Origin of the sequence: Saccharothrix coeruleofusca (assembly GCF_014648515.1) — a bacterium.
GTDB classification, from domain to species: domain Bacteria; phylum Actinomycetota; class Actinomycetes; order Mycobacteriales; family Pseudonocardiaceae; genus Actinosynnema; species Actinosynnema coeruleofuscum.
Genome location: NZ_BMRG01000028.1, coordinates 13704 through 31624 on the forward strand (window position 1 = coordinate 13704; position 17921 = coordinate 31624).

Annotated in this window: 21 protein-coding genes and 1 pseudogene; 15 read left to right on the forward strand and 7 right to left on the reverse strand. The window is 73.5% G+C overall.

What is annotated here, in order from left to right:
• Window positions 1-50: 50 nt before the first annotated feature.
• From IEZ00_RS34265 to IEZ00_RS34295, 7 genes are read left to right on the forward strand one after another with little or no spacing between them, the layout of a single operon-like run.
• Window positions 51-440, forward strand: a complete 390-nt coding sequence (locus IEZ00_RS34265) for a cupin domain-containing protein (RefSeq protein WP_189227507.1) — start codon at window positions 51-53, stop codon at window positions 438-440.
• Window positions 437-1693 (forward strand): beta-ketoacyl-[acyl-carrier-protein] synthase family protein, encoded by a 1257-nt coding sequence (locus IEZ00_RS34270; protein WP_189227508.1) that lies wholly within the window; start codon window positions 437-439, stop codon window positions 1691-1693. Before IEZ00_RS34265 ends, IEZ00_RS34270 begins: the two co-directional genes overlap by 4 nt.
• Window positions 1690-2904 (forward strand): beta-ketoacyl synthase N-terminal-like domain-containing protein, encoded by a 1215-nt coding sequence (locus IEZ00_RS34275; RefSeq protein WP_189227509.1) that lies wholly within the window; start codon window positions 1690-1692, stop codon window positions 2902-2904. The genes IEZ00_RS34270 and IEZ00_RS34275 overlap by 4 nt, the downstream gene beginning before the upstream one ends.
• Window positions 2905-2931: 27 nt before the next feature.
• The gene (locus IEZ00_RS34280; RefSeq protein ID WP_189227510.1) at window positions 2932-3180 is read left to right on the forward strand and encodes an acyl carrier protein; all 249 of its coding nucleotides are present in this window, start codon (window positions 2932-2934) and stop codon (window positions 3178-3180) included.
• Complete coding sequence (locus IEZ00_RS34285) at window positions 3177-3635, forward strand: SRPBCC family protein (protein ID WP_189227511.1); 459 nt, start codon at window positions 3177-3179, stop codon at window positions 3633-3635. Before IEZ00_RS34280 ends, IEZ00_RS34285 begins: the two co-directional genes overlap by 4 nt.
• The gene (locus IEZ00_RS34290) at window positions 3620-3949 is read left to right on the forward strand and encodes a TcmI family type II polyketide cyclase (protein WP_189227512.1); all 330 of its coding nucleotides are present in this window, start codon (window positions 3620-3622) and stop codon (window positions 3947-3949) included. Before IEZ00_RS34285 ends, IEZ00_RS34290 begins: the two co-directional genes overlap by 16 nt.
• Window positions 3942-5498, forward strand: a complete 1557-nt coding sequence (locus IEZ00_RS34295; RefSeq protein WP_189227513.1) for an FAD-dependent monooxygenase — start codon at window positions 3942-3944, stop codon at window positions 5496-5498. Before IEZ00_RS34290 ends, IEZ00_RS34295 begins: the two co-directional genes overlap by 8 nt.
• A gap of 141 nt (window positions 5499-5639) precedes the next feature.
• On the opposite strand, the gene IEZ00_RS34300 is transcribed toward IEZ00_RS34295, so the two are convergent.
• Window positions 5640-6011, reverse strand: coding sequence for a winged helix-turn-helix transcriptional regulator (locus IEZ00_RS34300; protein ID WP_189227537.1), 372 nt, complete (start codon window positions 6009-6011; stop codon window positions 5640-5642).
• Between the two features lie 146 nt (window positions 6012-6157).
• Here IEZ00_RS34300 and IEZ00_RS34305 point away from each other — a divergent pair, with 146 nt between their 5' ends.
• Window positions 6158-6958, forward strand: coding sequence for an enoyl-CoA hydratase/isomerase family protein (locus IEZ00_RS34305; RefSeq protein ID WP_229796379.1), 801 nt, complete (start codon window positions 6158-6160; stop codon window positions 6956-6958).
• 57 nt (window positions 6959-7015) lie between these two features.
• Here IEZ00_RS34305 and IEZ00_RS34310 read toward each other — a convergent pair whose 3' ends face one another.
• Window positions 7016-7246, reverse strand: coding sequence for a hypothetical protein (locus tag IEZ00_RS34310; protein ID WP_189227514.1), 231 nt, complete (start codon window positions 7244-7246; stop codon window positions 7016-7018).
• A 100-nt stretch (window positions 7247-7346) separates the two neighbouring features.
• The gene (locus tag IEZ00_RS34315; protein ID WP_189227515.1) at window positions 7347-8735 is read right to left on the reverse strand and encodes an amidohydrolase family protein; all 1389 of its coding nucleotides are present in this window, start codon (window positions 8733-8735) and stop codon (window positions 7347-7349) included.
• A 176-nt stretch (window positions 8736-8911) separates the two neighbouring features.
• Here IEZ00_RS34315 and IEZ00_RS34320 point away from each other — a divergent pair, with 176 nt between their 5' ends.
• Complete coding sequence (locus IEZ00_RS34320) at window positions 8912-9616, forward strand: Atu4866 domain-containing protein (RefSeq protein WP_189227516.1); 705 nt, start codon at window positions 8912-8914, stop codon at window positions 9614-9616.
• Here the strand turns inward: IEZ00_RS34320 and IEZ00_RS34325 are convergent.
• Window positions 9603-10457, reverse strand: a complete 855-nt coding sequence (locus IEZ00_RS34325) for a helix-turn-helix transcriptional regulator (protein WP_189227517.1) — start codon at window positions 10455-10457, stop codon at window positions 9603-9605. The two genes, IEZ00_RS34320 and IEZ00_RS34325, sit on opposite strands and share 14 nt — an antisense overlap.
• A gap of 191 nt (window positions 10458-10648) precedes the next feature.
• Here IEZ00_RS34325 and IEZ00_RS34330 point away from each other — a divergent pair, with 191 nt between their 5' ends.
• From IEZ00_RS34330 to IEZ00_RS34340, 3 genes are all read left to right on the forward strand, one after another.
• Window positions 10649-11482 carry an SDR family NAD(P)-dependent oxidoreductase gene (locus tag IEZ00_RS34330; RefSeq protein ID WP_189227518.1) on the forward strand — a complete coding sequence of 278 codons (834 nt, stop codon included), beginning with the start codon at window positions 10649-10651 and terminating at the stop codon, window positions 11480-11482.
• Window positions 11483-11665: 183 nt separating this feature from the next.
• A complete protein-coding gene (locus IEZ00_RS34335; protein WP_189227519.1) occupies window positions 11666-12442 on the forward strand; it encodes an SDR family oxidoreductase in 777 nt (258 codons plus the stop codon).
• Between the two features lie 157 nt (window positions 12443-12599).
• Window positions 12600-12956, forward strand: a complete 357-nt coding sequence (locus IEZ00_RS34340) for a GatB/YqeY domain-containing protein (protein ID WP_189227520.1) — start codon at window positions 12600-12602, stop codon at window positions 12954-12956.
• Window positions 12957-12969: 13 nt separating this feature from the next.
• On the opposite strand, the gene IEZ00_RS34345 is transcribed toward IEZ00_RS34340, so the two are convergent.
• Complete coding sequence (locus IEZ00_RS34345) at window positions 12970-14436, reverse strand: protein adenylyltransferase SelO (protein ID WP_189227521.1); 1467 nt, start codon at window positions 14434-14436, stop codon at window positions 12970-12972.
• 262 nt (window positions 14437-14698) lie between these two features.
• Here IEZ00_RS34345 and IEZ00_RS34350 point away from each other — a divergent pair, with 262 nt between their 5' ends.
• Window positions 14699-15220, forward strand: coding sequence for an OsmC family protein (locus IEZ00_RS34350; protein ID WP_189227522.1), 522 nt, complete (start codon window positions 14699-14701; stop codon window positions 15218-15220).
• Window positions 15221-15240: 20 nt separating this feature from the next.
• Here IEZ00_RS34350 and IEZ00_RS34355 read toward each other — a convergent pair whose 3' ends face one another.
• Together IEZ00_RS34355 and IEZ00_RS34360 are read right to left on the reverse strand one after the other, a co-directional pair.
• Window positions 15241-15738: a MarR family winged helix-turn-helix transcriptional regulator gene (locus IEZ00_RS34355; protein WP_189227523.1), complete on the reverse strand. Its 498-nt coding sequence runs from the start codon at window positions 15736-15738 to the stop codon at window positions 15241-15243.
• A gap of 11 nt (window positions 15739-15749) precedes the next feature.
• Window positions 15750-16631: a LysR family transcriptional regulator gene (locus IEZ00_RS34360; protein WP_189227524.1), complete on the reverse strand. Its 882-nt coding sequence runs from the start codon at window positions 16629-16631 to the stop codon at window positions 15750-15752.
• 70 nt (window positions 16632-16701) lie between these two features.
• Between IEZ00_RS34360 and IEZ00_RS34365 the strand changes: the two genes are divergently transcribed.
• Window positions 16702-17637: a DMT family transporter gene (locus IEZ00_RS34365; RefSeq protein ID WP_229796380.1), complete on the forward strand. Its 936-nt coding sequence runs from the start codon at window positions 16702-16704 to the stop codon at window positions 17635-17637.
• Window positions 17638-17675: 38 nt separating this feature from the next.
• Window positions 17676-17921 (forward strand): annotated as a pseudogene (locus IEZ00_RS37585) (EamA family transporter); the annotation flags it as partial.

The following is a 17921-nucleotide window of genomic DNA, read 5'->3' on the forward strand; positions in this document are numbered from 1 at the left end:
CTGGCGCGCCCGATGGATCTGGTGACCGACCGAGTGGTGGAGGCGGTGTCGTGACCGGGCAGTTGCACCGGGCGGTGAGCCCGGCGGACGTGCCGCCCAACGTGCGGCGTGGCGGGGACATCAGGGTTCTGCTCAGCCCCGCCACGGTGGGGGCGGGCAGCGGGTTCATGGGCGTGGTGACGCTCGGGCCGGGGGAGCGGGTCACCGAGCACTACCACCCCTACTCCGAGGAGTCCCTGTACGTGGTGGAGGGCCAGGTCGAGATCGACCTCGACGACGTGCCGCACCCGCTGCGCGCCGACCAGGCGCTGCTGGTCCCGATCGGGGTGCGGCACCGGGTCCGCAACGCCTCCGACGGACCCGCCAAGCTGGTGTTCCACCTCAGCCCGCTCGCCCCCCGGCCGGAGCTGGGGCACGTGGACACGGAGTCCGCGTCGTGACGCGCCGGGTGGTGGTGACCGGCGTCGGGGTGGTGGCACCGGGGGGAAACGGCACCAAGGAGTTCTGGGAGCTGCTGACCTCCGGTCGCACCGCCACCCGGCGCACTTCGCTGTTCGACCCGACGGGCTTCCGCTCGCGGGTCGCCGCCGAGTGCGACTTCGACCCCGCCCAGGCGGGGCTGACCCCGGTCGAGATCGCCCGGATGGACCGGTACGTCCAGTTCGGCGCCGTCGCCGCGGACGAGGCGTGGGCACAGGCCGAGCTGGCCCCCGCCGACCCGTGGCGGGTGGGCGTGTCGATGGGGTCGGCGGTCGGCGGCACCACGCTGCTGGAGCGCGACTACGCGGTCACCTCCGACCGGGGCGCGCGGTGGGTGGTCGACGCGGCCCTGGCCTCGCCGTTCCTGCACCACGCGCTCTCGCCCGCGCACCTGGCCGCCGAGGTCGCCGACCGGGTCGGCGCGCGGGGACCGGTGCGCACCGTCTCCACCGGCTGCACCGCGGGCATCGACGCGGTCGGCCACGGCGCGCGGCTGATCGAGCGGGACCGGGCGGACGTGGTGGTGGCGGGCGCCGCCGAGTCGCCGGTCTCGCCCATCGCGGTGTCCTGCTTCGACGCCATCCGCGCCACCACCGCCAGCAACGACGACCCCGAGCGCGCGGCCCGCCCGTTCGACCGGAACCGGGACGGGTTCGTGCTCGGCGAAGGGGCCGCGGTGCTGGTGCTGGAGGAGTACGAGCACGCGCGCCGCCGCGGCGCGGTGATGCTGGCCGAGATCGCGGGCTACGCCTCCCGCAGCAACGCCTTCCACATGACCGGCCTGCGGCCGGACGGGGTGGAGATGGCCGAGGCGGTGCGCCGGGCGCTGGAGCAGGCCCGGCTGGACCCGACCGGTGTCGACTACGTCAACGCGCACGGCTCGGGCACCCGGCAGAACGACCGGCACGAGACCGCGGCGTTCAAACTGGCGCTGGGCCAGCACGCCTACGCCACCCCGGTCAGCTCCATCAAGGCCGCGGTGGGCCACTCGCTGGGCGCGATCGGCTCGATCGAGGTGGCCGCGTGCGCGCAGGCGCTGGTGCACGGGGTGGTGCCGCCCACGGTGAACCTGGAGACCCCCGACCCGGAGTGCGACCTGGACTACGTGCCGCACACCGCGCGGGAACGCGAGCTGCGCGCCGTGCTGTCGGTGGGCAGCGGGTTCGGTGGCTTCCAGTCCGCTGTGGTGCTCACCCGCCCGGAGCGGTCGTGAGCACCGCCGTCGTCACCGGGGTCGGCGTGATCGCCCCCAGCGGCATCGGCGCGGACTTCTGGCCTGCCGTGCGCGACGGCCGCCGGGCGCTGGGACGGCTGGGCCGCTACCAGCCCAACCCGTACCCGGTGGTGGTGGCGGGCGAGGTGACCGGCTTCGAACCGGAGGGCCGGGTGGACCCGAGGATCGCGGTGCAGACCGACCGGTTCACGCACTTCGCGCTGGCGGCGACCGACCTGGCGCTGCACGACGCCGCGCTCGACCCGGCCGCGGTGCCCGACTACCGGTTCGGGGTGGTGACCGCGAGCTACTCGGGCGGGGTGGAGTTCGGGCAGCGGGAGATCCAGGCCCTGTGGCGCAGCGGCCCCGAGCACGTCGGCCCCTACCAGTCCATCGCCTGGTTCTACGCGGCCAGCAGCGGGCAGCTGTCCATCAAGCACGGGCTGCGCGGCCCGTCGACCGTGCTGGTGGCCGACGAGGCGGGCGGGCTGGACGTGTTCGCCACCGCGCGCGACGAGCTGGCGCGCGGCGCGCGGGCGATGCTCGCGGGCGGCGCCGAAGCGCCCTTCTGCCCCTACTCGATGTGCGGGCAGCTGGGCATCGGGCTGCTCAGCGCGGGGGAGGACCCGGACACCGCCTACCTGCCCTACACCGCCGAGGCGGCCGGGTTCGCCCCCGGCGAGGGCGGCGCGGTGCTCGTGGTGGAGGACGCCGACGCCGCGGCGGCGCGCGGCGCTCCCGCCAGGGCGGTCGTCGCCGGGCACGGCGCGACCTTCACCGGGATCGGCCGGTTCCCCGACTCAGCCGAGGGCCTGGCCCGCGCCGCCCGCCAGGCGCTGGCCGACGCGGGCTGCCGCCCGGAGGAAGTGGACGTGGTGTTCCTCGACGCGATCGCCGACCCGCGCGCCGACCAGGCCGAGGCGCAGGCGCTGCGGTCGCTGTTCGGCGACCGGGCCGTGCCGGTGACCGCGCCCAAGACCGGTTACGGCCGCTGCTACGCGGGCGCCGCCCCGCTGGACGTGGCCACCGCCGTGCTGGCCATCGAGCACGGCGCCGTGCCGCCCACACCCGGCGTGACCGGGTGCCGCTTCGACCTGGACCTGGTCACCGGTGCCGCGCGCCCGCTCGACGTGCGCACCGCCCTGGTGCTGGCCCGCGGCCTGCACGGCAGCAACTCGGCGCTGGTCCTGCGGCGCCCCGAGACGAGCTGAAAACCAACGACCCGAGGAGGACCCGAAGTGGGCACCACCCCATCCCCGGCCGAGCTGGCCGGGCTGATCAGCCGCTGCACCGGCGTCGCCGTGACCGACCGCCAACTCGCCGATCCGACCACGACCTTCTCCGACCTCGGCATCGACTCGCTGGGGCTGATGGGTGTGCTGGCCGAGCTCAAGCGCAGCCACGGCGTGCACCGGGACGTGGAGATGAACACCGAGCACACCCCCCGCGAGCTGCTGGCCGTGCTCGGGCAGGAGGTGGCGCGATGAGCGGGCACACCGAGAACGAGGTGGTGATCGACGCGCCGATGGACGTGGTGTGGGAGCGCACCAACGACATCGAGCGCTGGCCGGAGCTGTTCAGCGAGTACGCCTCGGTGGAGGTGCTGGAGCGCGAGGGCGACCGCGTGCTGTTCCGGCTGACCATGCACCCCGACGAGCAGGGGCGGGTGTGGAGCTGGGTGTCCGAGCGCGTGACCGACCGGGCGAACCGGACCGTCACCGCGCGGCGGGTGGAGACCGGGCCGTTCCAGCGGATGGACATCCGGTGGACCTACGAGGAGGTCGACGGCGGGGTGCTGATGCGCTGGGTGCAGGACTTCGCGATGAAGCCCGACGCCCCGGTGGACGACGCGGGCATGACCCGGCACATCAACGAGAACAGCCGCGTGCAGATGGCGCTGATCAAGCGGAAGGTGGAGGAGTTCGCGTGCACCGCACCCTGATCGTCGCGCGCATGGCGCCGGGCAGCGCGGACGACATCGCCCGCGTGTTCGCCGAGTCGGACCAGAACACCGACCTGCCTCGGGTGATCGGCGTGCGCTCGCGCAGCCTGTTCCAGTTCGGCGACCTGTACCTGCACGCGATCGAGGGCGACCGCCCGCTGCCGGAGGCGGTGGCCGAGCACCGCGACCACCCGGAGTTCCGGCGGATCAGCCGCAACCTGGAGCCGTTCGTCTCGGCCTACGACCCCGAGACGTGGCGCGGCCCGAAGGACGCCATGTCGCACGAGTTCTACCGGTGGGAGCGCCGTGGCTGAACTCGCGCACACCCCGGTGCTGATCGCGGGCGGCGGTGTGACCGGCCTGTCCGCGGCGTTGTTCCTGTCCTGGTTCGGCGTGCCGTCGTCGTTGGTGGAGCGGCACGCCGAGCCGCAGGCGCAGCCAAAGGCTCGGTCGGTCAACGCGCGCACGATGGAGCTGTACCGGGCGATCGGGCTGGAGGAGGTCATCCGGTCGGTCCGCTCGCCCATCGCCGAGCACACCGTGATCGCCCACGCCGAGACGCTGGCGGGCCCCGAGCTCAAGCGGCTGCCCGACCGGGTGCTCGGGGACGACCCGCGGCTGAGCCCGTGCGCGCCCGCGCTGATCGACCAGAACCAGCTGGAGCCGCTGCTGCGCGAGCACGCCGCGGCCACCGCCGCCGACGTGCGGTTCCACACCGAGGTGGTCGGCGTGGTGCCGCGGGCGTCGGACGTGCTGGTGACGCTGCTCGACCGCGCCACGGGACGGCGGTGGCAGGTGTGCGCGGACCACTTGGTGGTGGCCGACGGCGCGCACAGCTCGATCCGCCGGATGCTGGGCATCGGCAGCGGGGGAGCGGGCGTGCTGGCGCGCAAGCTGAACGTGTTCTTCGACGCCGACCTGCGCGAGCACCTCGGCGGCCGCAAGATCGTCGCCCTCACCGTCCACAACCCGGCCGTGCACGGGTTCTTCACGCCGGTGGACGGGGTGAAGCGGTGGCGGTTCGCGATCTCGCTGGAGCCCGACCAGCGGGCCGCCGACTTCACCGAGGGCCGCTGCGTCAAGCTGCTGCGCGCCGCGATCGGCGTCGAGGACCTGCCGGTCGTGGTCGACCAGGTGTGGGACTCGGTCTGGGAGGTCGCGGGCCGGGTCACCGACCGGATGCGGGTGGGCAGGGTGTACGTGGCGGGCGACGCCGCGCACACCCTGCCGCCGGTGGGCAGCTTCGGCATAGCCAGCGGTGTGCAGGACGTGTTCAACCTGGCCTGGAAGATCGACCTGCACCACCGCGGCCTGGCGGGCGACGGCCTGCTCGCCAGCTACGAGTCCGAGCGGCTGCCGGTGGCGCGGGAGACCACGGCGCTGACCACCGAGCGCTACCGGCTGCTCAACGGCGCGCCCGGCGATCCGCGCACGGGCGCGGAGAAGCAGAGCAGGCTGGTGTTCGGCTACAACTACCGCTCCGGCGCCTTCCGCCGCGACGACGCGGTCGCGGACGGGGTGGAGGACCCGCACCACCCGGCGATCGCACCGGGGACGCGGGCGGCCTACGCCCCGCTGGCCGACGGGCGGTCCACAGTGGACCTGCTGGGCGGCTGGGCACTGCTGACCGGGCAGGCGGACGCGGCGTGGCAGCGCGCCGCGGCGGGCGCGGACATCCCGGTCACCGCCCACCGCCTGGCCGAACCGGAGGCGTACCGCGTCCCCGAGGGTGGGGCGGTGCTCGTCCGGCCGGACGGGTTCGTCGCCTGGCGGGCGACGGCCGCCGAGGCGGACGGGCTGGGCGAGGTGCTCGACCAGGTCTTGTTCCGGCGGCCGGGGTCCGCACCGCCCGTCGTGACCTGACCGCGGTTCCCGGTTCGCGACCACGACGGCACCGCGCGGCCCACCGGCCCGCGGTGCCGTCGCACGTGCCGGGGCGCTCGGCTGCTCACCGGAGCGCGCCCGCGAGTGCTGCCCTGGAAGAGTGCGGCCCTGGAACCGTGATCATGACGTGCGGGTGCTCCGCTCCTCGGGCGAACGGCGCTCGTCGTAGTGGGACCGGGCGGTTTCCACCACGTCGAGGTGATCGACGACCCACCTCAACATCGCCTGCAGCGGTTCCTCGAGCGTCCGGCCCAGGCGCGTGATGCGGTACTCGACCGCCAGCGGGTCGGTGGACAGGACCAGCCGTTCGACCAGGCCGTTGCGCTCGAGCCTGCGCAGGCACGTGGTCAGCGACTTGGGCGTGACGGCGGGCAGGTGCTCGCGCAGTTCGTGGAAGCGCCGAGGGCGAGCGCACAGGGCCTCCAGCACCAGCAGCGACCACTTGTCGAAGAGCTGGTCGAGCAGTCGACGGCCCTCGTCGTCGAAGAGCATTCCGGTCACGCGGGGTTCCTCGCTCGATACCTGGTTTCGTTGAAGTATATCCCGACTACTCGGTATACCGGAGATACTTCAGCTCCGACCAGTGAAAGCGGCATCCATGACCGGTGAGTACTCGGCCATCAAGGTCTCCTGCGGCGGTGGTGTGGCGCGGGTCGTCATCGACCACCCCCCCGCTCAACCTGCTGGACGCCACCCTCATGCTCGACCTGGACCGGTTCACCGCCTCGGTGTCCGGTGACGGCGACGTCCGGGTGATCGTCTTCGACAGCGCGGACCCGGACTTCTTCATCGCGCACGGCGACATGGGGTTCGTCGAGGACCCCGCGGCGTTCTCGGCGCTGCCGATCGCCCCGGAGGTGGACCAGTCCCTGAACCCGATGATGCGGCTGCACGAGCGCATCAGGTCGCTACCGCAGGTGACCATCGCCAAGGTGCGCGGGCTGGCCCGAGGTGGGGGCGCGGAGCTGCTGTCCGCGATGGACATGCGGTTCGCCTCCCTGGAGCGCGCCGGTCTGGCGCAGCCGGAGACCGCCGGGGCGATCATCCCCGGCGCGGGAGGCACCGCCTACCTGCCCGCCCTGGTGGGCCGGGCCCGCGCCCTGGAGATCATCCTCGGCGGGCGGCTGGTCGACGCGGCGACTGCGGAGCGGTACGGGTGGGTGAACCGGGCCGTGCCGGACGCCGACCTCGACCACGTCGTGGACACCCTCGCCGCCCGGATCGCCGCTCTGCGGCCCGGTGTCGCCCGCGCCGCGGTCGACGCGGTCGACGCCGCGCTGGAATCGACCGCTCACGGCCTGGCCAGGAGCAACGAGCTGCTCGGCGAGCTCTTCGCCGAGCCCGTCGCGGCCCGCCTGACCAGGGCCGTGCTGGCCGCCGGTGCGCAGACCCGCGAAGGGGAGCTCCACCTGGAGACCGTCTTCGACAACGTCCAGTAGCGCCCTCCCCGCGAACCGAGCGTTCACGCACCACGAACCGAGCGTTCGGGGCGCCGGTCAGTCCGCCGGGCCGCGCAGGGTGAGCACCACGCGCAGCACGTGCTCGACCGCGGTGGGGAAGACCGCGCCGCGCAGCTCACCGCGGGCGCTGAGGTTGTGGGAGGCGAATTCCAGCATCCGCTCCTCGCCGCCCCGCCGGACGACCAGCGCGGCGATCTCCTCCAGGTCGAGGCCGGGATTGTCCAGGCGGGTCAGGGCGAACTCGACGACGAGCTCCTCATCCGTCATGTCCTCTCCTCCCGACTCGACCGAGCGTAGTTCAAGCTCCACCGGCGCAGTGAGATAACTCGAAGTGCTCTATAGCTTCAGTGTTGACCAAAAACAATCCTCAGTGGGCGCTCGCGACCCGTGCCGCGGCCAGGACGTGATCGCGAGAGGCGGTGACCTCGTCGCGCAACGCCGCCAGGTCGACGTCCAGCAGCTCACCGGCCCACTTGCGGACCCGGCCGCCGACCAGGACGGTGTCGACGTTGCGGGCGTCCGCTCCCAGCACGATGGTGCCGATCGGGTCGTTGAGGGGCATGGTGTTGATCGCCTCGGCGGTGATCAGCAGCAGGTCGGCCTGCTTGCCGGGGGCCAGCGAGCCGGTGGTGCGCTCCAGGCCGTTGGTGCGGGCGCCCTGGAGGGTGGCGAAGTCCAGCACGTCGGCGACGCCGATGCGGGAGGGGGTGCGGTCGGTGCCGTAGGCGCCCTCCACGGCGCGCATCCGCTGGATGGCCAGCAGTGCCCGCATCTGGGTGAACATGTCGCTGGACAACGCCACCTCCACGTCGATGCTCAGCCCCGGCCGGACACTGGCGGCCAGCGCCTCGTCCACGGCGGGCACGGCGGTCTCCAGGCCGATCTGCGCGTCCGAGGTGGGGGCCAGGGCGATGGTGGTGCCGGTGTCGCCGATGGCCCGCCACGCCTCGGCGGTCAGGCCGGTGGCGTGGATCAGGGTGACGTGCGGGCCCAGCAGGTCCTGGCGCGCCCATTCCAGGATCGCGCGGGAGGAGGACCGGCCGAACACGGCGTCCACGCTGACCCCGATGCCCAGCTCCTGGGCCTGCCGGGCCAGTCGCGGGCCGAACGCCAGGTCGGGACCGGCGACCTCGTCGGTGGCCAGGCAGGCCAGGCGGAAGGTCAGCAGGTCGTCGGTGTGCTGCGCGCACAGCCGGGCCAGGTCGGCGGGCCACTGCTGGTCCCACGTGCCGAAGTGCGGGGCCATGGCGGCGTGCACACCGCGGATGCCGGTGTCGCGCAGGGCTTGGACGGCGGCGTCGGAGTGCGCGGCGGTGCGGGAGTTGTGGGAGAAGTCGAGCATGGTGGTGATGCCCGAGTCGAGTGCGGTCAGCGCGGCCAGCTTCGTGCCGGTGTGGATGTCCTCGGGTCGGTAGGCGGGCGCGTATCCCATGAGGGTCTCGGTGACGTAGCTGCCCAGGTCGTCGACGTCGGGCATGATCCGGCGCAGCTGGGCTTCCCAGGCGTGGCGGTGGGTGTCGACGAAACCGGGGGCGGCGATCAGGCCGGTGGCGTCGACGACGACGGCGTCCCCGGCGGGCAGCGCGCGCCCGACCGCGGCGATGGTCGAGCCCTCCACCAGGAGGTCGGCCTCGGTGAGGGTGCCCAGTGCGGGGTCGGCGGTCACGACGGTGGCGTTGCGGAACAGCACGCGCCCACGGGGGTCGTCGGTGGCGCGGCGCAGCAGGTGCAGGGTGTGCTCGCGGGGGGCGGTCACGGTGATCTCCGTTCTCGGCGGTGTTCGTCTGCTCCCACCCTCCGGTGCCCGCGGTGGGGTGACCAGGCCGCTGTCTTCCTGGACGTGTCACGTCCAGGGTCAGCGCTGCCTGGTTACCGCCGCGGGTCCGACGCAGGATTGACCCGTCGGATTTCCAACAGGACTGGAGTGCAGTCATGACCACCACCGAGCTGACCACCACCGATCGCGACGCAGGCGTCCTCGCCGCGCTGACCGCGAACTCCACCAGGCCGCTGCTGCTCACCGGGGGAGCGGTGATCACGATGGACCCGTTGCTGGGCGACTGGGAGCGGGCCGACGTGCTCATCGGCGGTGATCGGGTCGTCGGTGTCGGACCGGGGTTGCTCACCGCCGCCGAGGACGACGGCATGATCGTCGTCGACTGCGCGGGTGGTGTGGTGCTCCCCGCAGCCGTCGACTTCGCGGGTGGCGGGGGCACGCTCACGCCGGGTGTCCGCGCCGACGTGGCCGTGGTGCGCCTCGCCGACCCGGAGGGCACGCCGGTGGGCGCGGCGCCCCGGCGGGGCGGTCATCTCGACGTCCTGGTGCGCGCCGGGCGGGTCGAGGTGTGGCGGGGGCGCCGTCTGGACGGCGTCGAGTCCGTCCAGGCGCCCGAACCGGTCGTCGCCGAGCACCCCTACGCCGGGCTCTGGGTGGACGAGGACGACTTCGTCCGCCAGGAACTGCGTCCGGACGGCCGCTACGACGAGGCTCGGGGGGACCGGGCCAGCGCCTACCAGGGGCGCTACTGGGTCACCGGCGATCGCGTGGACTACTTGGACGACCTGGGTTTCTGGGCGTTCGGCGAGTTCGACGGCGATGTGCTGCACCACGCCGGGTACCGCTTCACCCGCCGCTGACCACGCGCGCTTGCCCGATGGCGGTGTCGTGGGCGGCGTGCGGCGAGCCCAGCAGCGCCAGCGCCCTGGCGTCCGCGCTGCCCGGTTCGGCGTGGTAGACCACCAGCTGCTGGCCGGGCGCGCTGCGGACCTCGAAGGTCTGGTAGGTCAGGGCCAGCGGTCCGACTTCGGGGTGCACGAGCTGCTTGTCGCCTTCGCTGGTCTTGGCGCGCACGACGTGGGAGTCCCACAGTTCGGCGAACTTCGGGCTCACCTGGCGCAGTTCCGCCACCAGCGCGCGCAGCCGCGGCGAACCGGGGTCGTGCCCGGAGCCCTCCCGCAGGTGTCCGACGACCCTCTCGGCGGCCTGTTCCCAGTGCGCGTAGAACTCCCGCCCCACGGGATCTGCGAACACCATGCGCGCCAGGTTGTCCTTGCGGGTGAAGGGGGAGAAGAGGGTGTCGGCCAGCGCGTTGGACGCGAGCAGGTCCAGGGTGCGGTTGAGCACGAACGCGGGCGTGGTCGGGTAGCCGTCCAGCAGTCGCCGCAGCGCCGGGTCCACCACGTCGGAGTCGGGGGTGGGCGGGTGCGCCGGGACCACGCCCGCCAGCCGGTGCAGGTGGTCGCGGGCCTCGGCGTCCAGGCGCAGCGCGGTGCACAGGGCGTCGAGCACCTGCGGTGACGGGTGGCGCTCGCGCCCCTGCTCCAGGCGGGCGTAGTAGTCGGCGTTGACGCCCGCGAGCACGGCGACCTCCTCGCGGCGCAGCCCGGCCACCCGGCGGTGGCCCGCCACCGGCAGCCCGACGTCGGCCGGGTCGGTCTGCGCGCGTCGGGCGCGCAGGAAATCGCCTACTTCACTCATGAACCCAGCTTAGGACTCGACCGGTAATCGCGCAGCATTCCCGCCGACGTGGTTTGAAAGGCGGTCAGGCGGTCTATATCAACTCTTCGAAGGACATGGCCTGTGCGAGGCCATTGGAGAGCCCGACCGCTGGTTCAGCTTAGTCGGTGGGATGTCACGACCCACTGTGAATCCAGAAAGGACTGTCCATAGTGTCTGTTTGGTTCATCACCGGTGCCTCCAGGGGACTGGGCGCGGAGATCGCTCGCGCGGCGCTCGCGGCGGGCGACCGGGTCGCGGTCGCGGTGCGCGACCCCCGGCGGCTGCCGGAGGACCTGAAGGACTCCGACCGGGTGCTCGCGGTGGCGCTGGACGTGACCAGCACCGCCGACATCCCCGCGGCCGTGGATGCCGTCGTGGCGCGCTTCGGCGGGATCGACGTGCTGGTCAACAACGCGGGCCGGGGTCTGCTCGGCGCGGTGGAGGAGATCACCGACGCCGAGGCCAGGTCGCTGTTCGACCTCAACGTGTTCGGGCTGATCAACGTCACCCGCGCGGTGCTGCCGGTGATGCGCGCCGCCGGGGGCGGCAAGCTGGTGCACATCGGTTCGCGGTCCGGTTTCGAGGGTGAGCCCGGCGTCGGCCTCTACAGCGCCTCGAAGTTCGCCGTGGCGGGCATCAGCGAGGCGCTGTCGGCCGAGCTGGCGCCGTTCGGCATCCAGAGCGTGGTCGTGGAGCCCGGTGTGTTCCGCACCGACTTCCTCGACGCGTCGTCGTTGTCGTTGGCGGAGAACCGGATCGCCGCCTACGACGGCACTCCCGCGCACGCCACCCTGGACTGGGTGGACGAGGCCAACCACGCGCAGCTGGGCGATCCGGTCAAGGGCGCCGCGCTGATCCACGAGGTGGTCTCCCAGGACAAGCTGCCCAGCCACCTGGTGCTGGGTCGCGACGCCGTCGAGCGCCTGGAGGTCAAGATCGACCTGCTGCGCGGCGATTTGGCCGCGTGGCGCGAGAAGTCGGTGGCCACCGCGCACGCCGACTAGCGGGCGTGTTCGCGTACCGCGAAGTGAGCTCTCGGGACGTCGGGTAGTAGCTGTCGGCCTTTGCGGGGACGTCGGGTGGTACTTGCCGACGCGGTCGTGGGGGTGGGTGGCGCCCGACGTGGGACTGACGCAGAACTGACGTGGGACTGACGCGGGATTGATGACGAACGGGAGGAAATCGCTATGTCGAAGGTTATCGGCGCGACCCCGCTGACCGGGCGCGTCGCCGTGGTCACCGGTGCCTCCAGCGGCATCGGCGAGGCCACCGCCGAGCGCTTGGCCGAGCTGGGTGCTTCGGTGGCCCTGTTGGCGCGGCGCAAGGACAACCTGGCCGAGCTGGCCGACCGGATCACCGCGGCGGGCGGCACCGCGCTGGCCCTGCCGGTCGACGTCACCGACCGCCAGGCCGTCGCCGACGCCGCGCGGGAGGTCCGCGACCGGTTGGGCCGGGCGGACCTGGTGTTCAACAACGCGGGTGTGCAGCTCATCTCGCCCATCGAGGACCTGCGGGTCGACGACTGGCAGCGCCAGATCGACCTCAACGTCACCGGCGTCATGAACGTCATCGCCGCGTTCGTGCCGCACCTGGTGGAAGCCGCCGAGGCGGGCGGTCCGGCGGATCTGGTCAACACCTCCTCCATCGCGGCCACCCGCGTGCTGGAGAAGTTCTCGGTCTACTCCGGCACCAAGGCCTACATCAGCCACCTGACCCGCCTGCTGCGGGTGGAGCTGGGCCGCAAGATGGTGCGCGTGAGCTCGATCGAGCCGGGCATGGTCGACACCGAGCTGCCCGACCACGTCACCGATCCCGACGCCAGCGAGCTGATGGCGGGCCTGCTGCGCGAGATCGAGTGCCTGAGCTCGGCCGACGTGGCCGAGACCGTCGCCTTCGTGGCCTCGGTGCCCCGGCACGTCAACCTCACCGAGATCACCGTCCTGCCCACCGCCCAGGCCGTCTGACCGGGTCGGCAGGCCGCCCGCGAGGACACCGACGCCCGCGCCCCGCTCGGGGCGCGGGCGTCGAAATGCGCGCGCGGTCCGGGGGCGAGGCTGGTTACGATCGGCGACCGCATCACCGCGGTTCCCGCGTGACACCTTCGACCGGATTGGACGACCTATGCGCGCCAGCCTGCGCGACGACCTGAAAGCGGCGCTGAAGACCCGCGACCGCGTGGCCATCTCCGCGTTGCGCTCCGCGTTGGCGGCGATCGAGAACGCCGAGGCCGTCCCCGTCGACCAGCCCCCGGTCGCCGCTGCCGGGAGCGAGCACGTCGCGGGCGCGGCGGCCGGTCTGGGCGCGGCGGAGGCCGAACGCCGCCACCTCACCGACGCCGACCTGCGGTCGATCGTCGAGCGGGAGGTGGGGGAGCGTTCGGCCGCCGCGCTGGAGTACCAGCGGTTGGGGCGCGACGACGAGGCCGCGCGGCTGCGCGCGGAGGCCGAGGTGCTGAACCGGTACCTGGACCCCGCCTGAGGCGGGGTGGTCCTCAGGTCCCGCAGAAGGTCCGGTAGGCGGCGGCGAAGTCCCGCGGGGCGGGCTCGGCGTAGCGCTCCAGGCCGGGTCGTTCGTCGTAGGGAGCGCTCACCGCGTCCAGCAGCCGTTCGAACGGTGCCAGGTCGCCCTCGGTCGCCGCGGTCAGCGCTTCCTCGACGAGGTGGTTGCGCGGGATGTAGACGGGGTTGACCCGGTCCATCGCCTCGGCGTCGGGGCGCAGCGCCCGCCAGCGGGCGATCCAGTCGTCGATCGCCGCCAGGTCCAGGAACAGCTCGCGCGCGGGTTCGGCGTCGCCGCGGGCGGCCGCGCCGAGCCTGCGGTGGAACGAGGTGTGGTCGACGTGGCCCGTCCGCAGCAGGGTGATCAGCTGGTCGACCAGCGGGGAGACCACCGCGTCGGGCAGGTCGGCGGACAGGCCGAGCTTGGCCCGCATCCCGGCCGACCAGGCGCGGTCGTACCGCTGGCGGAACGCGCCGAGCGCCGCGACCGCCAGCGCGATCGCCTCCTCCTGGTCGTCGTGGAACAGCGGGAGCAGGGCTTCGGCCAGCCGCGCGAGGTTCCACTGGGCCACCGGCGGCTGGTTGCCGTAGGCGTAGCGCCCGCCGTGGTCGATGGAGCTGTAGACGGTGGTGGGGTCGAACGCCTCCAGGAACGCGCACGGCCCGTAGTCGATGGTCTCGCCCGAGATCGTCATGTTGTCGGTGTTCATGACGCCGTGGATGAAGCCCACGAGCATCCACCGCGCGACCAGCGACGCCTGGGCGGCCACCACGGCTTCGAACAGCGCCAGGTAGGGGCGCTCGGCCTGGGCCGCAGCGGGGTGGTGGCGGGCGATCGCGTGGTCGGCGAGGCGGCGCAGCAGGTCCGTGTCGTCGGTGGCCCTGGCGTACTGGAAGCTGCCGACGCGCAGGTGGCTGCTCGCCACCCGCGCCAGCACGGCTCCGGGCAGCAGGTCCTCGCGCCGCACCGGGCGTCCGGTGGCGACCACGGCCAGTGAGCGGGTCGTGGGGATGCCCATGGCGTGCATCGCCTCGCTGACCAGGTGTTCGCGCAGCATGGGGCCGACCGCCGCGAGCCCGTCGCCGCCGCGCGAGAACGGCGTGCGCCCGGAGCCTTTGAGGTGCAGGTCGCGCGGGCGGCCGTCGGCGTGGACCAGCTCACCGAGCAGCAGGGCGCGGCCGTCGCCCAGGCGCGGGGAGTAGTGCCCGAACTGGTGTCCGGCGTAGGCCTGCGCCACCGGGGTGGCGTCCTGCGGGACGTCGGTGCCCAGCAGCAGGCCCAGCCCCTCGGGGCCGCGCAGCCAGTCGGGGTCGAGGCCGAGCTCGGCGGCCAGCGGCTCGTTGAGCACCAGCAGTCGCGGTCGGGGAGCGGGCTCCGCCCGCCAGGGCAGGGACATCTCCGGGAGCGCGCGGGCGAAGTGGCCGCTGAGGGCGGGGGTGGACGGCGCTGCGGTGCTCACCCCACCAAAGGTACGTGGCGCACCCCGACAACCCAGCAGGTGTGACCCCCACCGCGTCGGCAAGTACTACCCGACGCGCCCGCGCGGGCCGGTGACTACTACCCGATGTTCCCCAACGCTCGGCTCGTGGTGCCCGAACGCTCGGCTCGTAGCACACAACCGGCCGGAGGTCACCGCTTCCCACCGTGCGGTCGGGGCTGTCGGGCGCGCGCGACCGGCGGCATCCTGCTGCCGGGAGCCACGAGCCGCGAGGAGCGCGACGATGACCGCAGAAGTCCGCCAGACCCTCAACGACGTCGACATAGAAGCGGTGGGCAGCCTCGTCGAGGCGGTCCGCCGGGACGAGGGCAAGGCCAGGACCACCTGGGCCGCGCACGTGACCTGGACGGGCGGGTTCCGGTCACGGGCGCGCGTGCGCGGGTTCGACCCGACGCCCTCGGACGAGCCCGCCGCGCTCGGCGGCGGCGACACCGCGCCCAACCCGGCCAGGCAGCTGCTCAGCGCACTGGGCAACTGCCTGGCCGTCGGGTACGCGGCCAACGCCACCGCCGCGGGCATCGCCATCGACCGGCTCACCGTCGACCTCAGGGGAGAGGTCGACCTCAGGGTGTTCCTCGGCCTCGCCGAGGGCCACGCCGGGTTCGACTCGATCACCGCCCGCGTCCGGCTCGACTCCGCCGCGCCGCGCGCCGACCTGGAGGCGCTGCACCGCAAGGTCGTCGCCACGTCGCCGGTCGGCCACACCCTGCGCGACGCCGTGCCGGTGCGGGTCGAACTGCTCTGAGGCCGACCCCGCGCCTGCCCTCACGGTCGCAGGTCGCCCAGCGCCTCCAGCAGCTTGCGCAGCGTCGCCGCCAGCTCCTCCCGCTCCCGCGCGGACAGCGCGTCGAGCACCCGGCGCTCGGTGGCGAGGTGGTCGGGCAGGGTCTGCTCGACCAGGCGCAGGCCGTCCGGGGTCAGCCCGACGACCACGCCCCGGCCGTCGGCCCGGCTGGGCTCGCGGGTGACCAGTCCGCGTGCCTCGAGGCGGTCCAGGCGCTGGGTGACCGCGCCGGAGGTGACCATGGACGCCCGCATCAGCTCGGTGGGGGTGAGGCGGTGCGGTGGCGGGCTGCGGCGCAGGGTGGCCAGCACGTCGAACGAGGCCCGGTCCAGCCCGTGCGCGGCGAACGTGGTCTGCAACCGGCCGTCGACCAGCCGGGCCAGGCGCGACAGCCGTCCGATCACCGCCATCGGCGACACGTCCAGGTCGGGGCGCTGCGCTCGCCACTGGTCCAGCACGAGGTCCACGTGATCCGCCACGCCTGTCCACCCTAGGTCGTGCCGTCGGCGCCGGACGAGCGGGGTGACAGCCGGACCGAGTCGACCATGGCGGTGACGGCCGGGTGCCACTGGCGATCGGCCGGGCCGCCGAGGACGAGCCTGCGCGCGACCCGAGTGCGCAGCGGCACCAGCACCAGGTCGGCGGGCAGGGTGGACGCCACCAGGCCGGGCACGATCGACACGCCCATGCCCGCGCGGACCATGGCCAGCAGCGTGCCCAGCTCGCGCACCCGGTGCCGAGGGGTGAACGGGTGGCCCGCGTGCGCCTGCCGCACGTACCGCTCGCAGCAGCAGCACGTCAGCAGGAACGGGTCGTCGGCCAGGTCGGCCACGTCGAGCAGCGGCAGTGCCGCCAGCGGGTGGTCGGTGCGCAGCAGGGCGCGGAAGTCGTCCTCGCCGATCGGCACCCCGGCGCCGGGTGGCGGGTCGACCAGCACCGCGATGTCGACCACGCCGCACGCCAGCCACTCGGCGACCTCGTCGTCCTCGCCTTCGAAGACCCGGACCCGCACCAGGGGGAGCTCCTGCTGCCACCGGGCCAGCAGGTCGGGCAGCAGGCCCTGGCACACGGTCGGCGGCGCGGCGAGCCGGATCGTGCCGCGCGCGCCGCCGCGCCTGCGCTCGGCCAGGTCGGTGATCGCGGCGGAGGCGGCCACCGCGGCGCGGGCGTGCGCCAGCACCTCCTCGCCGAACGCGGTGGGCGCGACCCGCCCGCGGCGGGACAGCACGGGGTGGCCGAGCGTGCGTTCGAGCGCGGCGACCGCGTGCGAGACGGCGGACTGGGTGAGGCCCAGCGCGTCGGCGGCGGCGCGGAACCCGCCTTCGTCGACGACGGCGAGGAAGGCGCGCAGCTGGGCGAAGTTCAAGGCCATGAGCGTCTCTCATGTGCGGCTGGCGGGCACTTGTTGGACTCATCATGCTCCACCGGGTGATCCTCGCGCCGTGGGATCGACTGGGAAGTTCGTGCTGCTGTCCGCGGTGTGGGGCGGCAGCTTCACGCTGATCAAGGTGGCGGTGGAGGCTGGGCTGCCGCCGGTGCAGGTGGCGCTGGGCCGCTGCCTGTTCGGGGCGCTGGCGCTGTGGGTGATCTGCGCGGCGCAGGGGGCGGCCGTGCCGCGCGACCCGCGCACGTGGGGGCACGCGGCGGTGGTCGCGGTGCTGCTCAACTCGGTGCCGTTCACGCTGGTGGCCTTCGGCGAGTCGAAGGTGGACTCGGTGCTGGCGGGCGTGCTGAACGCGACCACGCCGTTGACGACGCTGGCGTTCGCGCTGCTGGTCGTGCCGGATGAGCGGGTGACGCGGACGCGGCTGGCGGGGCTGCTGCTGGGCTTCGCGGGCGTGCTGGTGCTGCTGGGGGTGTGGCGGGGCCTGGACGGCGACGTGCTGGCGGGCGGCCTGGCCTGCCTGGGCGCCACCACGTGCTACGGCGCCGGGTTCGCCTACACGCGGCGGTTCTTCTCCGGCGGGCCGCACCGGGCCAGCGCGCTGTCCGCCGTGCAGATCACCTGCGCCACCGTCCAGCTGGGGGTGGCCGCCCCCGTCCTGTCCGGGGCGCCCGTGTGGCCGGGCGCGCACGCCCTGCTGGCGCTGGTGGTGCTGGGCGCGGTGAGCACGGGGTACGCGTACGTGATCAACCTCGACCTGATCCGGGAGGCCGGGCCCACGGTCTCGTCCACGGTCACCTACGTGACGCCGCTGTGGTCGACGGCGCTGGGCGTGGTGCTGCTGGCCGAACCGGTGGGGTGGCACACGTTCGCAGGCGGGGCGGTGGTGATCGGCGGAATTCTGCTCACCCGGCGGCCCGCGCCCCGACCGGATCAGGACCTGACCGCGCCCGCACGTCCCGGTCCGCGTCCGGGGACTGGCCAAGTACCTTAGCGCTGAGATAGATTGTCTTAGTGCTAAGCAATCGACTCGTGACCGCCCTCGGGCCGGCGATCTGGGGCACGACGTACTACGTCACCACCGAGCACCTGCCGCCGGACCGGCCCCTGCTGGCCGCCCTCCTGCGGTCGCTGCCCGCAGGACTGCTGCTGGTCGCGGCCACCCGGCGGCTGCCCCGCGGCGACTGGTGGTGGCGGTCGCTGGTGCTGGGCGCGCTGAACATCGGCGCGTTCCTGCCGCTGCTGTTCCTGGCCGCCTACCGGCTGCCCGGCGGCGTC

Excerpts from the sequence above, each read along its gene's own strand:
- IEZ00_RS34300 (WP_189227537.1), bottom strand. The coding sequence starts at position 6,011 with ATGCTCTTCGACGACGAGGGCCGTCGACTGCTCGACCAGCTCTTCGAC.
- IEZ00_RS34285 (WP_189227511.1), top strand. The coding sequence starts at position 3,177 with ATGAGCGGGCACACCGAGAACGAGGTGGTGATCGACGCGCCGATGGAC.
- IEZ00_RS34350 (WP_189227522.1), top strand. The coding sequence starts at position 14,699 with ATGACCGCAGAAGTCCGCCAGACCCTCAACGACGTCGACATAGAAGCG.
- IEZ00_RS34310 (WP_189227514.1), bottom strand. The coding sequence starts at position 7,246 with ATGACGGATGAGGAGCTCGTCGTCGAGTTCGCCCTGACCCGCCTGGAC.
- IEZ00_RS34320 (WP_189227516.1), top strand. The coding sequence starts at position 8,912 with ATGACCACCACCGAGCTGACCACCACCGATCGCGACGCAGGCGTCCTC.
- IEZ00_RS34340 (WP_189227520.1), top strand. The coding sequence starts at position 12,600 with ATGCGCGCCAGCCTGCGCGACGACCTGAAAGCGGCGCTGAAGACCCGC.
- IEZ00_RS34325 (WP_189227517.1), bottom strand. The coding sequence starts at position 10,457 with ATGAGTGAAGTAGGCGATTTCCTGCGCGCCCGACGCGCGCAGACCGAC.
- IEZ00_RS34360 (WP_189227524.1), bottom strand. The coding sequence starts at position 16,631 with ATGGCCTTGAACTTCGCCCAGCTGCGCGCCTTCCTCGCCGTCGTCGAC.
- IEZ00_RS34335 (WP_189227519.1), top strand. The coding sequence starts at position 11,666 with ATGTCGAAGGTTATCGGCGCGACCCCGCTGACCGGGCGCGTCGCCGTG.